Origin of the sequence: Acinetobacter sp. Colony158 (genome assembly GCF_019264745.1) — a bacterium.
Lineage (GTDB): Bacteria > Pseudomonadota > Gammaproteobacteria > Pseudomonadales > Moraxellaceae > Acinetobacter > Acinetobacter ursingii.
Genome location: NZ_CP078523.1, coordinates 2,581,628 through 2,597,760, shown reverse-complemented (window position 1 = coordinate 2,597,760; position 16,133 = coordinate 2,581,628). Strand labels below are relative to the sequence as shown.

Below are 16,133 nucleotides of genomic sequence, written 5' to 3'. Positions count from 1 at the left end.
TAATCTCCTTTTTCCCTGCACTTTTAGCATTTTCCGAAACCACCGTCATCTGTCCAAGTGATTTATTCCAGATCAGTTTAAAAATCTTGTTCATATGTCCATCCCCGCCGATTATTTTATGATTAAAATTTATGTATTTATTATTTGATCATGCTCATAAGTTTTGCGATATCCCTGAAATTAGTGATATTTTGGTTACTCATCGGAAAATCCCCAATCTCAGGGATATAAAAACTAAAAAAATAACGGCAAATTAGGGGAAGATATGAAGCTTTTGAGTAATGTAATGCTGGATCCAGACTTGGTTTTACCTGTACCTGTGATTGTGGTTGAGGATGAACCACTCATACAAAAACGACTAAAAGAAATATTATTAGGGATTGGCTATTTACCAGAAAATCTTATTTTTGCCCAAACGCTCGCTCAGGCTCATGAGCAACTGAAACAACATTCTGCATCTTTGGCTCTGGTTGATTTGGGTTTACCTGATGGCAATGGTATAGAGTTTATTAAACAACTAAAAATATATGATCCCACCATCGCGATTTTAGTGATCTCAGCATGGAGCACTGAGGATGCTATTTTGAATGCCCTAATGGCTGGAGCAACGGGTTATGTTCTAAAAGAACGCGATGATATTGAAGTTGCATTATCTATCCGCAGTATTTTGCGTGGAGGAGCGCCTATCGATCCTTTTATCGCTCGTCAAATTTTAAAACAACTTCCTTTATCTCATGAGCAAGCTGAGAAAAAAAATATTGAAAATGAGATAGATGAGGCTTTACTTTCCAAACGTGAACATGAAATATTATTACTGGTTGCCCAAGGTTTAAGTAATAAAGAAATTGCCAGCCAGATTAATTTGTCACGTTATACCGTTGAGTCTCATATCAAGCACATTTATCGGAAACTTGCAGTATGTACACGCATCAAAGCAGTCGATACTGCAAGATCACTTGGTTTACTCGATTAAGATTGTTTTTTATTTGCTTTGTATTGATTTTAGTTAGTAGCCATTCACCGCTTTATGCCGCCTCTTCCCTTGATGAATTGGTGTTGATTCCCAAAGATCATAACTGTCAGGTAAAAATTAGCACAATTCAAGCGGTTCAAACCTCTCCAGACACTCAGATTACCAATATAAATAAACTTACTAATTGGCAAACGGTAAAATTACCTGATTTTTGGGAAAATCGTTGGAAAAATTATTCTGGTATAGTTTGGTATCGCATTTTATGGTCAAAAGCCTGTCAAACTTCTCAGACTGAACCACTTGCCTTAAATATTGACAGCATCAATATGGCAGGAGAAGTCTATTTAAATCAACATTTAATTTGGCGCGATAAAAATTTAGTCGAACCTTTAAGTCGTAGTTGGAATATGCCACGTTACTGGGTATTACCTAATTCTGAGCTAAAACAAGGTCAAAACGAAATCCTTATTCGGGTGATAGCAGTCGCTACACAAAGTCCCGGGTTAGGCAACGTTTATATTGGTACTCCACATGCCATTATTGAACAAAATTCAAAATATGTATTTGAACATCGCACGCTGTATTTCATTAATTTAGTTATTTCCCTAACACTTGGAGCGATTGCTTTTCTAGTGTGGTTGTTACGCAGAAAAGATTCAACTTTTGGTTGGTTTGCTTTGGCGTCGTTATTATGGGGACTTTTTATCAGCAATATTTTAACAACGGAGACTTATCCATTTTTTCATACTTTGCAACTTGCCAGAATTAATATGTTGTTTCTGGTGGGCTATGTAATTTCTTTTACGATTTACACATGGCGATTTGCTGGAAAAAAATATAACAAGACTGAAAAAATATTATGGCTGATAGGCTTAGTTAGCGTCATCGTTTTATTTATTGTTTCACCTGCGTATTTAGGAATCGTTTTGTTTAGCTTATTTTTATTTGCGATCATTGTATTTTTAGGATGTTGTTTTTTTTATCAATGGATTGCTTATAAAACCCCTAAAGCAGACATTCGTTTCCTTGCCCTAATTTTACTTGGTTTTATTGGGATCAATATCCATGACGTTTATCTGATTTTGACCCAAAATACTGAACATACTTATATTACCCCTTTTGCAGCACCGTTAACTGCTTTAGCGATTTCTATGATATTGGCTTGGCGGATCGCACAAAATGTTAATCATATTGAAGAATTTAATCAAACATTGACACAAAGCGTAGAACGAGTGAGCGCCGATTTAAAAAATTCTTTAGATAAAAAACATCAACTTGAAATCGAAAATATGCGTCTACAAGAACGACTCAATTTATCTCATGAACTGCATGATGGTTTGGGTGGGTCTTTGGTACGTTCTATGATTTTAGTGGATAAACAAGACAAGATTGATAAACAGCATGTTTTATCTATTTTAAAACTATTGCGTAATGACTTACGTCAAGTCATCGACAGTGGGTCTACGATTGGCGCAAAAGTACCAGAAACTCCAGTGATTTGGGCTTCCTCGATACGACGACGTTTTGTACAGCTTTTTGAAGAGCTTGAAGTTGAATCTGATTGGCAGTTAGCAGAACAATGGCTAAAAGAGCCGACTGCTTTACAGTGCTTGACGCTTGCTCGCGTGGTAGAAGAGGCTTTAACTAATATCATTAAACATAGCCATGCAACGTTGGTTAAAGTCAGTTTATTTCAGGAGTATCAACAACTAATCCTTGAAATTGAAGATAATGGTGTTGGATTTGACCCAAGTACAGTCCAACAAGGTTTACATGTCGGCTTACAAAGTATGCAAGTTAGGGTCAATCGTATAGGCGGAACATTTGAAATACATTCAGAAATGGGACAAACCCTGATTCGGGTCAAACTTTAAAAGTTTTGATTTACCAGACAGTAATTGCCAGATTAGGTTTGACTTCAACTATTAAGCCTTTAAAATACGGCATTCAGATTTTTGAGTCCTACCCAAATTATGTCGACTGATCAGTTAGAAGTGCAAATTACTGAACTGGATAATTTGCCTGAGCATCGTGAAATTGTGACGTTTATGCGCCGTTCTGCGCCCTTAAATACATCACAACGTACCGCATTAGAACAATATCAGCATTTAATTTTGGAATATCCAGTGGGGGATTTACGTCAGCATTTTGAACACCCTGAACGTCCATTGACTGTTGAAATCGGTTTTGGAATGGGGCGTTCATTAGTTCTCATGGCTAAAGCCAATCCTGAACGTAATTATGTGGGTATTGAGGTGCATGTACCGGGTATTGCACAATGCGTCTATGAAGCAGGTATGGCGGGACTCACAAATCTTCGGGTACTGGATGCCGACGCGATTCAAGTCCTTCGTGAAATGCCAGATGATAGTATTAATTGTGTTCAGCTTTATTTCCCAGATCCGTGGCAAAAAAAGCGCCATTTCAAACGTCGTTTCGTTATCCATGAACGTATGCAACTGGTGGAACAAAAGCTTGAAATTGGCGGTACATTTCATGCCGCAACTGACTGGGAACCTTATGCTGAGTGGATGCTGGAAGTTTTAGATCATAGAGAAAATCTTGAAAATCTGGCGGGTAAAGGCAATAGTTATCCACGTCCAGATTGGAGACCTCAAACTAAGTTTGAACGTCGCGGTTTAGAATCAGGTCATAAAATTAATGACTTTATTTTCAAAAAAGTTCAGTAAAAATGTTGAGCACTTATTTGATAAAATAAGTGCTTAACTTCAATGATAAAACATAACCTCAAAGAGACAAATAACAATTCAATGTCTTAGGATCTATCCAACATCACTGATTCATGTATAACAACTTATCCATGCTATTTCATCACTTTTAGTAACGAGTAAGATGTTATATGAGACTTCTTTATCCTTATTTAACCTTTTTACTTTTCTCCCTTAGGGAAAAATAAAAATAATTTATAAAAATAAGCCTACACATTAAATTTAATTGAAACATCACAAAATTTACGTATTTTGAATTGTATGACTTTGAATCATTTTTACGCGAATACATCGAAATATAGATTTTATTTTTCAATAACCTTTTGTGACAAATCAATAACCTAACTGTTATGCGAAAAATAGAAAAAATAAACTATTTATAAGAAGAACAAAAAACAACTTTTTAGCTTTATCAAAAAACAGGGAAATTAAGCTATTCATTTTATAAAGATTTCTCTTGTATAGATACTGATACATCATTGATTTAAGTCAAAAAGTTAAGAACTTTTCCATCACTTTTAACGCATTGATTTGATATAAAATGCAACTACCCAAGGAGTAAGTATGACTTTTTTCCTGTTCATCGTTGCTATTTTGGTACAGCTTTTTGCCATTTGGGCTGTTTTCTATTTTAGCCTATCCAGAACTGTGGGTAGTATCGTGACTATTGTTGTGGCGATTGCTTCCGCATTTATTTTTACAGCTTGGTCACTATTATTAGGTATCCCTCTAATCCTTCTCAGTTTAGTGGTCTTAATTGATCCTCTCCGTTTTAATTTGATTACGAAACCCGCATTTAATAGCTTAGGCAATTCTATGCCTAGTATTAGTACCACTGAACAGGAAGCGCTTGAAGCAGGTACAAGTTGGTGGGAAAAAGAGTTATTTATGGGAGCGCCCAACTGGGACACTTTTAATGCGTATCCATTTCCGCAGTTATCAGAAGAAGAACAAGCTTTTATTGACAACGAAGCTGAACAGTTATGTAGCATGCTGGATGAATGGGAAATTCATCATCAAACCAAAGACCTGCCTGAACATGTATGGCAGTTTATTAAAGATAAAGGCTTTTTAAGCCTGATTATTCCAAAATCTTATGGCGGCAAAGAGTTTAGTTCTTTTGCACAAAGTCGCATCATGAGTAAAATCGCCTCTCGCTCACTGACCACAGCGGTGAGTTGTATGGTTCCTAACTCTTTGGGACCGGGTGAGTTACTCATGCATTATGGGACAGATGAACAGAAGCAGCGTTATTTGCCGGGTTTAGCTGCGGGCACTGAGATTCCATGTTTTGGTTTAACTAGTCCAGAAGCTGGGTCTGATGCAGGTGCAATTCCAGATACAGGTGTGGTGTGTTACGGCGAATTTGAAGGTCAGGAAGTCCTAGGCCTTCGCATGAACTTTTCTAAACGTTGGATTACCCTTGCTCCAATAGCAACTGTGGTGGGTTTAGCTTTTAAACTCTATGACCCTGATGGTTTACTTGGTGATACATCTAAAACAGAATACGGTATTACTTGCGCCTTGATTCCTGCAAATCATGAAGGCGTTGAGGTTGGCCCAAGACATTATCCTGGCTCTCCATTCATGAATGGAACCGTGGAAGGTCGGGATGTATTTATTCCAATTGACTACATTATTGGCGGCCCGAAAAATGCAGGTAAAGGCTGGCGCATGTTGATGGAATGTTTAGGCGTGGGTCGCGGTATTTCCTTACCAGCACTCTCTACCGCAGCAGGTGAAATGTCTTATTTAACTGTGGGTGCATTTGCCAAAGTTCGTGAACAATTCAAACTTCCTGTCGGTAAATTTGAAGGCGTACAAGAAGCGACCAGTGACATCGCCAGTGATGCTTACATGTTAGAGTCGTTTCGCTATTTGGTCACGTGTGGACTGAATCAAGGCGGCACACCTGCGGTGATGACCGCGATGGCCAAATATTATGCCACCGAGACAATGCGTAAAGTCGTGAATCATGGGATGGATGTTGTAGGAGGACGTGCAATTCAGCTTGGACCACGTAACTTCTTAGCGCTGTCTTATCAGGCAATTCCTGTCGCAATTACAGTTGAAGGTGCAAATATCCTGACCCGTTCATTGATGATTTTTGGTCAAGGTTCTATGCGTTGTCATCCTTATTTATTTGAAGAATTGCAATTATTGCAATCCGATGATAAACCAAGCGCACTCAAACAATTTCACGAAATTTTATTTAAACACTTAGGTTATACCTTTAATCGTGGAGCACGTTCATTTGCCTATGGTTTTACTGGTGGCTCAAATGACGCGCCTGTAATGTCAGATGATTTTACTCAGCCTTATTATAAAATCATCAACCGCCTCAGTGCCAACTTGGCTTTAACCGCAGATATGTCATTGGGTTTACTAGCAGGTGATATCAAACGCAAAGAAATGTTATCTGGGCGTTTAGCCGATATTCATGCTTATCTGTTTATTGCCTCTTCTATTTTAAAATTTTATGCCAACGGCACCAAATCTGAAGCAGAGCAATTACATGCAAAATTAGCCCTAGAGAAATCGCTTTATCAAGTGCAAGAAGCATTTTATGGCTTGTTTGAAAATTTCCCAATTAAGCTGGGTGCAGCACTGGTTAAGTTTGTTTGTTTCCCACTTGGACGACCTCTTGCTAAACCAAGCGATGAACTCAAACAACAAGTTGCAGAACTGATCATGCAGGAAAATCCATTCCGTGAGCAACTGAAAAAACATGTGTATTATTCTCAGGATGCCAACGATGTGACAGGTCGTATGGAATCAGCATTTCAAATGCTCTTACAAATTGAACCACTTTGGCATAAATTCAAAAAAGCAGAATCTAAAGATCAGTTTAAAGGTTTAACTTTTGAAGAGCATATTACAGATGCTGTTGCGACGAACTTTATAACTGAAGCAGAAGCTCAAAGTTTGATCGTTTATAACGCTAAACGTTATGACAGTATGCTCACTGATATTTTTGACATGGAACTCAATCATGATCTTGAGCTTGAAAATCCACATATGCCTATTACAGGTGAAGCAACTCTGGATTAATTTGAGTCTTTCAGCCACTTTGATAATGTGATAAAAGCGTTTACGGACGCTTTTATTTTTTGCAAATTATAGGAAAGATGATGTCACAACAAGATTATGAAAATGGTTTAAAAGTTCGAACTGAAGTGATGGGCGAATCATTTGTTAAACGTGCTCAGGACAATACCGTACCGTTCACAGCCCCCCTGCAAAACTGGATTAATGAACATGCTTGGGGATCTACATGGCAACGTGAAGGTGTACTACCTCGTAAGTATCGCTCACTGATTACCCTTGCCATGTTAACCGCACTTAAAGCACCTACAGAACTAAAAGGCCATGTACGCGGCGCATTAAATAATGGTTGCAGCATTGAGGAAATACAAGAAACACTGTTGCATAGTTTGCCTTATTGCGGTGCGCCAGCAGCCCAAGAAGCATTTCGCGCAGCCTTAGAAGTGATTCAGGAATATCAAAATAATCAAACTTAAATCAGATTTACGAATACATATGTTTATTGCTAATAAATCTGGATTCCATCTCGGCCATTGCGTTTGACATAATAGAGCGCTTTATCGGCCAGACCAAACCATTCAGAGACTGTTTGTGCAGTCTCTACAGATGCAATTCCGATGCTAATACTTGCAGAAAAATGCTCATCACTTTGTAATCGGATATTCTTGATACAAGCTGCAATATTTTCAGCAAGTATTAAAATTTCATCGTTGCTTCGATCTACCACAATAATGGCAAGTTCATCGCCACCAAAACGAGCTGGGGTATCTTTAGGACCAATAAAATGCCTTAAAATACTGGAAATTTCGGCTAAAAAGTAATCCCCTGCCTCATGTCCATAAGTGTCGTTAATATATTTAAAGTCATCGACATCTAGCAACATCAAATGTGCATGCGTTCCATTTCTCTGAGTCTGGATAAAAATTGAAGAAAGGCGCTGCTCAAACAAACGGCGGTTGGGAATATGCAAACGCGGATCCATGAGGGCAATACGCTCAAATTCTCGATTTTTATGGATTAACTGCACAGCAAGGTTTCGGGTTAAGACGCTTAAAAACATAATATAGAGCGTTGCTAAAGGTAGTGAACACCAGACAATGCGACTATCAAAATCGACATTCACATGAAAACCTAACAATACCCACATGACCAAACAACTGACTAGCATAGCAATTAGAGAGGGTTTTAAAATGACCCAACCGCCTGCGGCATAACGATCTGAAATTAAAATCGCGACCATAATTAATGATGGAAAAGGACTAATCCCCATCACGGCAACCCAAATCCCCCCTAAAGCAGCATCGACCACTAAACTCATATTTGTAGTTTTCACCGCATCTTGTTTGCTTTTAGCATATAAATAAGCCACTGTGGGCCAAACAAAGGCATTAATACCCAGTAAGATATATACAAATAAAGAGTAATTTAAATAATAAAGAACTGAAGAAATGGATAGAAAACACAGAATAGTTCCCGTTTGCCGCATTAAAAAAATACGATGAACATATCGCTTGCTGCGTTCAAGTAATATTGCTTCATCCGTTTTTATATATGGCATGGTCATTATGGCTTTCTATTCAATGATAAAACGAATTGCTTATTGCTAAGCCGCCTATCCAACGGTACGTCAACCACATGATTCTAACCATATTTTATTCATAAAATAATGTATATATATACCAATTTTTTTAAAAAAATTTTAATTAAAGAATATTTATTTACAACAAAAAATAAGAACTGACATATTGCGACACTTTTTTGCTATTCATGGTGGTTTAGAATAATTCCTATTTCATATTTCTAAAATTGAGCGCTATTATTTAAATTTTCGCATCAAATTACATATTTACATCATAGGCACACATTTTCTTCATGATCACGCAACACATAAATTTAAAGATCATTCTAAAATTATAATTCTCTGATATTTAATCATTTAAAAAAATACACATACAACTCTTATGGTTTTGTGTATTTCTAACGTGATTTTGAAAAGATGATCTTTATGAATTGTTAACGTAAATTGCAGTTGAATTGCTAAAGCTCGTAAAACCACATCAAATTGTGATTACTCAGGAAATAAGCCACTATGTCCAAAAGAAAAATAAAACCTCTTGAAATAGATGATGTTGAAATTGTTGATTATGAAAAAACCAAAAAAGCGATTAAGGCTGCCGCACTTGGTAATGCAATTGAATGGTTCGATTTTGGTGTATATGGCTATGTTGCCTATGTACTGGGTAAAGTATTTTTCCCCAACTCATCCCCCAGTGTGCAGATGATTGCTGCGCTTGCAACTTTCTCTATTCCTTTTATTTTTAGACCGTTAGGAGGAATATTCTTTGGTCGCTTAGGGGATAAGTACGGACGACAAAAAGTTTTAGCCATTACCATTATTATCATGTCTGTGAGTACGTTTGGTATCGGTTTGATTCCATCTTTTGAAAGTATTGGGATTTGGGCACCGATCTTATTGTTGATTGTTAAAATTGCGCAAGGTTTCTCAGTTGGGGGTGAGTATGCAGGGGCAGCCATTTTTGTCGCTGAGTATTCTCCCGATCGGAAACGCGGCTTCATGGGAAGTTGGCTCGATTTTGGTTCAATCTTAGGTTTCGTGGTAGGTGCAGGGGTTGTTTCCTTAATCAGTTTTTCTGTGGGTGAAACTGCCTTTATGGAATGGGGTTGGAGAATTCCCTTTTATCTAGCTTTACCTTTGGGCTTAATAGGACTGTATTTACGTCAATCTCTTGATGAAACCCCTACCTTTCAAGCACATACTGAAAATCAATCAGATTCAAAAATACCTAAAAAAATTGGTTTCAAGCAAATATTGAGCGAACATAAGCGTAGTTTATTGGTCTGTGTTGGTCTGGTCATTTGTACTAATGTCACCTATTACATGCTACTTACTTATTTACCTAGTTATTTTTCGCATAACTTAGGCTATTCAGAAGATCATGGGGTATTGATCATTATTGCCGTTATGGTCGGAATGCTTTTTGTTCAACCCTTTGTTGGGATGTTCAGTGACAAAATTGGCCGTCGTCCTTTTATATTTGCAGGCAGTATTGCACTGGTTTTATTTTCTTATCCTGCCTTTCTTTTACTTGATAGCAATAATGTCTACTTAATTTTTCTAGGCCTTTTAATTTTGGCACTTTCGCTCAATATGCTGATTGGTGTGATGGCATCCACCTTGCCTGCCCTATTTCCTACCGAAATCCGTTATAGTGCGCTTGCCATTGCATTTAATATTTCGGTGGTGATTGCAGGTTTAACACCAACCGTTACCGCCACGTTGGTTGAAACTACGCAAAATATTATGGTTCCAGCTTACTATTTAATGTTATGCGGAGTATTTGGAATTATGACTGCATTTTACCTCAAAGAAACAGCCAACTTGCCCCTTAAAGGTGCAACGCCAATGGCAGCTGATTGCGAAGAGGCGGAAGAATTACTGGAACAATATCATGAAAATATAGAACAGAAGATTGAGCAGATTGATCAAAAAATTGAAGAATTACAGGAAAAACGAGATCATCTCGCCAAACAGCATCCAGATATTGATTAGCTTTTTCTCCTATAAAAAAACAAGACCCTGATTAGGGTCTTGTTTTATCTGACCTATTTCACTTTTTCTTTTATAGAACTGATCCAGTCTTTAAAATGTCCAAACTGTTCAGATAAAAATGATTCGGTTTCAGGCTGCGCTGCATCTTTTGGCAAAATATGTTCATAATAAGTGCCTTTCAACACATGTCTGAGTAAACGTTCACCTGGAAATGGCCCACCGTCATTTAAGGTTTTTGCACCTTTAATTAGGTGGCGAATATCATATTGCAAAGGCGAAAGATCTGGCACTTGTTTATCAATATTAAGAAGTTTATAAACAGCTAAACGTCCTGTTCGAGCTGAACTTTCAATAGTAAAAACGACATCATTATTGGTTTCTACAAACTGCCCCACCACGGCCAAATTTTTATATCCTTCAGGCACTACACGTGGACGATCACCTTGAGCACGTGGCATAAACATTGAAGTAATATATGGCATAAAGGAAATACGGGTGATGGTGTTTTCGATAACATTGTCTAGTTGATCAAGAATTCCCAAGTGATAACACAACTCTGCCAGTATTTCATTACCTGTACATTCTGGCATGGTCTTTTTAACATAGTTGCCTTGTTTGTCCATAAATAACGCATAAACCCAAAGCACTAATACATCATCGGGCTGCTCAGGGAAATGCGGCTGACGGTTACAGGTAAAGCTCATCAACCAGTTTGAATCTGTAATTGTAATAATTCCTCCAGTAACCGTTTTACCAGAGTACGGATCATTAACCGCGTATTCTTTCAGTTTTTCAACAAAAGCTGACGGTTTACACGTCAAAGTAACGGACAACCAAGACGATTTTTCAATGTTGCTACAAAACTTCTCAGGTTTGCCAAATACTGGAGATTTCTTTGCCAAGTTTTTCCAGAGTAACCAGCCTGCACTTTGACCACTGGTACTATTGTCCACTTTACTCATTGCCGCAGTCGTATTGTTACCATACGAAGTATCTTCCGTCATTGAACCTGTAGTAATCACCACAAAATCATTTTCAGTCAGATCAATTTTTTGTTCTTTGCCATCTTTTTCTATTAATAATGATTTTGCAAAACTATTCTGCCCTTTTTGCTCAATCTCTACATCTTTAACCAAAGTATTCAACTGAAGAGTAACGCCCTTTTTCTTTAAGTATTGCCCTAAGGGTTTAACAAAGGTATCGTGTTGGTTATATTTTGGAAATACCAATGCAGTCATATCTTTAAAACCATCAAGTTGATGTAAAAAACGATGCATATAAAGTTTGCATTCGAGTAGGCTGTGCCAGTTTTCAAAAGCAAACATGGTTCGCCATAAAGTCCAAAAGTTCGATGCTAAAAATTCGCTACTGAAATATTCTTCAATACTGGTATTGTCCAGATCTTCTTTTTTGGTGAGAAGTAATTTGACAATCGCAAGTTGATCTTTCTTAGATAAACCAAACTTATTAAAATCCTGCACCTGACCTTGTTGATGGATCAATCGTGCTTTGGAAAAGTTGGGATCATTATCATTGAGTAAACGATATTCATCCAGCACACTAAAAGGTTCTGGCAACTCTAATGCAGGAATGTCCTGAAAAATATTCCAGATATTTTCATAGGCAAATTCCATCTCACGACCACCACGAATCAGGAAACCATCTTGGGCATTACCTGCACCATCCAATGAACCGCCATCAACATGGAGTTGTTCTATGAAAATGATATTCGATGCGGGTATTTGTGCGTCGCGAATGAAATAATAAGCTGCTGATAATCCTGCGATACCACTCCCAACAATATAAATTTTACTGTTTTGATATTGGTCAGAACCAATGCTGCGATTTCTTTGATAATTACCGATATAGTCGGCTGGTGGTGTCGTGATATCAGCTGAGTTTTGATAAGTTTCCGTACTCGAGTCTGGCTCGTGAACCATCTTTCCATGGAATTGTGATGTATTGAGAACCTTATCAAATTTTGAAGTAATTTTACTCATGAGTTCCTCTTCGGATTTATTATCTGAAATATGTTATTTATGAGCCTATTAGTATGATCATATCCGTCACTATTTTTAGCCAAGTTCTGTATTAACTTTGTATTTGATCCGACTGTCTCTCAAATTCTATTGATTTAGTCTATTTTTTCAATAAAGTGATTTTAAAGATATATTAGGCTTCTTGCATAAGTTCTTATTATTTTTCCCTATGGAAAAAAATAAACAGCGTTTAAACAATGATGAAAGAAGTCTATTCTATTTCTTCTAAAATTTTCACGTTAAGTGAATAATATTATTTTCTTATCTTAATAATGGTACAAAAATAATATTTACATCCTCTGTCGGTTTAAAATTTTTCTCTGAGATTTTAAATTGAGTTGCATTTATTTTTTGTATATTTCCTTTCCAGCAGAGTGAAATCAATTCATTTTTATCTCGCTCAATGATCATGTTAAAATTTCCAATCGGTTTCGCCCAGTTTGCTCCTGTTTTTAAAATATAACTCAGCCCCATATAAGGTGGATTTTTATTTGGCATTTTGTTGAGTGCATTTTTAAAGCTCTGGTTGACACAGTGATCTTTTGCTATTCCATCATCAAGATAGACCGAACCACCGACCAAAGGCCGATATTGATGCACAACATGCGTCACACTATTGGCTTTAAAGACTTGTTGCCAGCTATAAATAACTTGTGCCTCCCAATAAATGGAATCCTCTGGATGATAGGGTTTAATTAGTTTTTGCACTTTAGGCTGTTGGCAGCGGAAAATACGTTGATTTAACACCTCATCACTGATTTTCTGTGTCCACGGATTCATCAACTCTTGATCGCTCAAGCCACATTGTTTTAATTCTTGAGTCACATCAATCGAATCTTTCGTCCAATCTATCTCACCTTTTTGGTTCAACGCGGGCAAAAAAGCTCGCACATGCACCGATGCATTGATAGGTCTTTGATTGACTTTTACTTTAAAACTATTAATAAAAGCATCTGTATCAGCAAAATCACTTTCACGTGAATTCCCAACTTTAGGCAAAGGAAATAAAATGTTTTCCTGAATATTATGAGACCTTAGATTTTTAAACTCATATTCAACACGAACTTGTTTTTTACTGATAAATAGATTTTCTTTTTGCATACTGATGTTCGGATTTCTAATATAAGCGACTCCACCCGTTGCAACATATCCCGTTGAATCATTTGCATATAAAATAGGAACAGTAAAAATACCAATCAAACCAAGACATGTTATTTTTTTAATCATTATGATAATCTCTCTACTTTATTTAAATTATCTACATTATGAAACTTCTTTTAGCATTATTTAATTCTTTTATTTTTACTCATTAAGGCAAAGTAAAAGGAACTTAAAAGAAATTCTATTGCTTTTGATTGACATGCCATATTTCAAAAATTCTGTTTTTGTCTCTTCTAACTCTAACTGAATTTTGTAGATTGCATTAACTTTAGCTCTTGATCATTAATTAAAATTACTTGTCTACAAATTCCCTCTGCATCACGTTGCTGTTCAAATAAAAAAGCTGGCATCGGATCAAAACTGTCAAAGAAACAAATTTCCTGTTCATCCATCGAATAAACTAAGGACTGATTGCCTACACCATCCAAAGTGTCATAAGAAACAATGACCATCTGTCGATTTTCAATTGCCCCTTGAATTTCAGAATAAGTGAGCGCCGAAAGTATAGGTATATTTAAAGCTTGAGCTTGTTGATAAATTAAACGTTCACTGTCATCGATATAAGGATCAGGATCTGTATAGAAAGACACATCAAAACCAAATTTTTTTAATGCAACCGCTAAAGCAATGGTAAACGTGCCATATTCTTGATCATGTTGAGTAGCCTGTATCAATTCCGAAATATCCATTTCAACGCCATGATGTTGAAATAACATCCACAGTGCAAAAATGCCACAGTTGGCTTCAAGGTTGACTAAGGACTCTGGAATTTCTAGCGCCATCACATTGAACTCGCATTACATTTATTCGAATCATACACAAAACAGCGTTGGCACTGTAACAATTTATCAGTACAATAGCGCCACCAGTCGAGGGATGCTGCGACTTTTTCACAAGCTGATTTTTAAAAATAATCATGTGAAATCGCTAGGCTCGACGTCTGAAGCAGCTGAAAACTCAGTAATCACGCTTCACAGAATAACGGCATCCGCGAACTGAATGATCAATATTTGTTTTTAAAAAAAGGAGATCGTGATGAACGCGGTTAATGCTTCATTTACAGATTATAAAGTTGCTGATATTTCCCTAGCGGACTACGGTCGTAAAGAGATCAAACTTGCTGAAGCAGAAATGCCAGCTTTGATCGGTTTGCGTAAACGTTATTCAGCAGCAAAACCTCTTGCTGGCGCAAAAATCTTAGGTTGTATCCACATGACAATCCAAACTGCGGTTTTGATTGAAACTTTGGTTGAACTTGGCGCTGAAGTTCGTTGGACATCTTGTAACATCTTCTCTACTCAAGACCATGCTGCCGCTGCAATCGCTGCAAGTGGTGTTCCTGTTTTCGCTTGGAAAGGTGAAACTGAAGAAGAATATGTATGGTGTTTAGAACAACAGATCAATGTCAATGGTCAGCCTTGGGATGCCAACATGATCTTGGACGATGGCGGTGATTTAACTGCACTTGTTCACGAAAAATACCCTGCACTTTTAGAAAAGATTCACGGTATTACCGAAGAAACCACCACAGGCGTACAACGTCTACTTGAAATGTGGAAAGATGGTTCGCTTAAAGTTCCTGCAATCAACGTCAATGATTCGATCACGAAATCTAAAAATGACAACAAATACGGTTGCCGTCATTCATTAAATGATGCGATTAAACGTGCAACGGATATGTTGCTTTCTGGTCGTCGTGCGCTGGTGATCGGTTATGGTGACGTGGGTAAAGGTTCTGCTCAATCGTTACGTCAGGAAGGCATGATCGTTCGCGTCACTGAAGTTGATCCGATTTGTGCAATGCAAGCCTGCATGGATGGTTACGAAGTTGTATCTCCATACAAAAATGGCGTGCAAACAGGTAAGAAAGAAGACATCAACCAAGACTTGTTAGGCAATACTGATCTTGTTGTGACCACAACAGGTAACTATCACGTCTGTGATTCTGCAATGTTAGATAGCTTAAAAGCTGGTGCTGTAGTGTGTAATATCGGTCACTTTGATACAGAAATCGACACAGCGTATTTACGTGGTTACAAATGGGTTGAAGTCAAACCTCAAGTCCACCAAGTGTATCGTTCAGAAGACGAAAGCAATTACTTGATCCTGCTTTCTGAAGGTCGTCTAGTCAATCTTGGCAATGCAACAGGTCACCCATCACGTGTTATGGATGGTTCTTTTGCAAACCAAGTATTAGGTCAAATGCATTTATTTGCTGAAAAATTTGCTGACTTACCATCTGATCAAAAACAAGCGGCGATTCGTGTCGAAGTGCTTCCTAAAAAATTAGATGAAGAAGTAGCTGCTGCAATGGTGCTTGGTTTTGGTGGTGTATTGACTCAACTGACTCAAGTACAAGCAGATTACTTGGGCGTTCCTGTTGAAGGTCCATTCAAATCTGACGCTTATAAATACTAAGTTTTAATTTCCTCTCCCTAACCTTCTCCCTAAGGGAGAGGGAATATTCATTACCCGAATGAATATCAAAAAGTCCTCTCCTCTCAGGAGAGGATTTAGGAGAGGTGAAAAGAAATAAAAAAGGATTTGAAATGACGAAACGTGTTCCTATTTCTTTTGAATTTTTCCCGCCAAAAACTGATGCTGGTGCGGAAAAG

At 37.5% G+C, this 16,133-nt stretch carries 13 protein-coding genes; 8 read left to right on the top strand and 5 right to left on the bottom strand.

Annotated elements, in window-relative coordinates:
* Nucleotides 1-94: ESPR domain-containing protein (locus JR005_RS15290; RefSeq protein ID WP_218665831.1), on the bottom strand; the 94-nt coding region annotated here is incomplete at its 3' end.
* Nucleotides 95-265: 171 nt separating this feature from the next.
* Here JR005_RS15290 and JR005_RS10490 point away from each other — a divergent pair.
* The 5 genes from JR005_RS10490 to JR005_RS10470 all read left to right on the top strand — a co-directional run bounded on the left by JR005_RS10490 (nucleotide 266) and on the right by JR005_RS10470 (nucleotide 7,223).
* Complete coding sequence (locus JR005_RS10490) at nucleotides 266-973, top strand: response regulator (RefSeq protein WP_151839151.1); 708 nt, start codon at nucleotides 266-268, stop codon at nucleotides 971-973.
* Nucleotides 919-2,847, top strand: a complete 1,929-nt coding sequence (locus tag JR005_RS10485; RefSeq protein ID WP_151839152.1) for an ATP-binding protein — start codon at nucleotides 919-921, stop codon at nucleotides 2,845-2,847. The genes JR005_RS10490 and JR005_RS10485 overlap by 55 nt, the downstream gene beginning before the upstream one ends.
* A gap of 99 nt (nucleotides 2,848-2,946) precedes the next feature.
* Nucleotides 2,947-3,663 (top strand): tRNA (guanosine(46)-N7)-methyltransferase TrmB, encoded by a 717-nt coding sequence (trmB, locus tag JR005_RS10480; protein ID WP_004998345.1) that lies wholly within the window; start codon nucleotides 2,947-2,949, stop codon nucleotides 3,661-3,663.
* Between the two features lie 603 nt (nucleotides 3,664-4,266).
* Entirely contained in the window at nucleotides 4,267-6,753 is a 2,487-nt protein-coding gene (locus JR005_RS10475; protein ID WP_151839153.1) for an acyl-CoA dehydrogenase, read from the top strand.
* A gap of 80 nt (nucleotides 6,754-6,833) precedes the next feature.
* Entirely contained in the window at nucleotides 6,834-7,223 is a 390-nt protein-coding gene (locus JR005_RS10470; RefSeq protein WP_004988292.1) for a carboxymuconolactone decarboxylase family protein, read from the top strand.
* 29 nt (nucleotides 7,224-7,252) lie between these two features.
* On the opposite strand, the gene JR005_RS10465 is transcribed toward JR005_RS10470, so the two are convergent.
* On the bottom strand, nucleotides 7,253-8,305 hold the full coding sequence (locus JR005_RS10465) for a diguanylate cyclase (RefSeq protein ID WP_151839154.1): 1,053 nt from the start codon (nucleotides 8,303-8,305) through the stop codon (nucleotides 7,253-7,255).
* Nucleotides 8,306-8,836: 531 nt separating this feature from the next.
* Here JR005_RS10465 and proP point away from each other — a divergent pair.
* Entirely contained in the window at nucleotides 8,837-10,318 is a 1,482-nt protein-coding gene (gene proP, locus JR005_RS10460) for a glycine betaine/L-proline transporter ProP (protein WP_151839155.1), read from the top strand.
* A 53-nt stretch (nucleotides 10,319-10,371) separates the two neighbouring features.
* On the opposite strand, the gene JR005_RS10455 is transcribed toward proP, so the two are convergent.
* The 3 genes from JR005_RS10455 to JR005_RS10445 all read right to left on the bottom strand — a co-directional run bounded on the left by JR005_RS10455 (nucleotide 10,372) and on the right by JR005_RS10445 (nucleotide 14,300).
* Entirely contained in the window at nucleotides 10,372-12,318 is a 1,947-nt protein-coding gene (locus JR005_RS10455; protein ID WP_218665007.1) for an oleate hydratase, read from the bottom strand.
* Nucleotides 12,319-12,618: 300 nt separating this feature from the next.
* Nucleotides 12,619-13,584: a DUF4424 family protein gene (locus tag JR005_RS10450; RefSeq protein ID WP_151839169.1), complete on the bottom strand. Its 966-nt coding sequence runs from the start codon at nucleotides 13,582-13,584 to the stop codon at nucleotides 12,619-12,621.
* A gap of 173 nt (nucleotides 13,585-13,757) precedes the next feature.
* Nucleotides 13,758-14,300: a cysteine peptidase family C39 domain-containing protein gene (locus JR005_RS10445; protein WP_151833419.1), complete on the bottom strand. Its 543-nt coding sequence runs from the start codon at nucleotides 14,298-14,300 to the stop codon at nucleotides 13,758-13,760.
* 253 nt (nucleotides 14,301-14,553) lie between these two features.
* On the opposite strand from JR005_RS10445, the gene ahcY reads away from it, so the two are divergent.
* Both ahcY and JR005_RS14900 read left to right on the top strand, forming a co-directional pair.
* Nucleotides 14,554-15,936 carry an adenosylhomocysteinase gene (gene ahcY, locus JR005_RS10440; protein ID WP_218665006.1) on the top strand — a complete coding sequence of 461 codons (1,383 nt, stop codon included), beginning with the start codon at nucleotides 14,554-14,556 and terminating at the stop codon, nucleotides 15,934-15,936.
* 131 nt (nucleotides 15,937-16,067) lie between these two features.
* On the top strand, nucleotides 16,068-16,133 hold a 66-nt coding region (locus JR005_RS14900), incomplete at its 3' end, for a hypothetical protein (RefSeq protein ID WP_228731804.1).

Excerpts from the sequence above, each read along its gene's own strand:
- JR005_RS10490 (WP_151839151.1), top strand. The coding sequence starts at position 266 with ATGAAGCTTTTGAGTAATGTAATGCTGGATCCAGACTTGGTTTTACCT.
- JR005_RS10485 (WP_151839152.1), top strand. The coding sequence starts at position 919 with ATGTACACGCATCAAAGCAGTCGATACTGCAAGATCACTTGGTTTACT.
- trmB (WP_004998345.1), top strand. The coding sequence starts at position 2,947 with ATGTCGACTGATCAGTTAGAAGTGCAAATTACTGAACTGGATAATTTG.
- JR005_RS10475 (WP_151839153.1), top strand. The coding sequence starts at position 4,267 with ATGACTTTTTTCCTGTTCATCGTTGCTATTTTGGTACAGCTTTTTGCC.
- JR005_RS10470 (WP_004988292.1), top strand. The coding sequence starts at position 6,834 with ATGTCACAACAAGATTATGAAAATGGTTTAAAAGTTCGAACTGAAGTG.
- JR005_RS10465 (WP_151839154.1), bottom strand. The coding sequence starts at position 8,305 with ATGCCATATATAAAAACGGATGAAGCAATATTACTTGAACGCAGCAAG.
- proP (WP_151839155.1), top strand. The coding sequence starts at position 8,837 with ATGTCCAAAAGAAAAATAAAACCTCTTGAAATAGATGATGTTGAAATT.
- JR005_RS10455 (WP_218665007.1), bottom strand. The coding sequence starts at position 12,318 with ATGAGTAAAATTACTTCAAAATTTGATAAGGTTCTCAATACATCACAA.
- JR005_RS10450 (WP_151839169.1), bottom strand. The coding sequence starts at position 13,584 with ATGATTAAAAAAATAACATGTCTTGGTTTGATTGGTATTTTTACTGTT.
- JR005_RS10445 (WP_151833419.1), bottom strand. The coding sequence starts at position 14,300 with ATGGCGCTAGAAATTCCAGAGTCCTTAGTCAACCTTGAAGCCAACTGT.
- ahcY (WP_218665006.1), top strand. The coding sequence starts at position 14,554 with ATGAACGCGGTTAATGCTTCATTTACAGATTATAAAGTTGCTGATATT.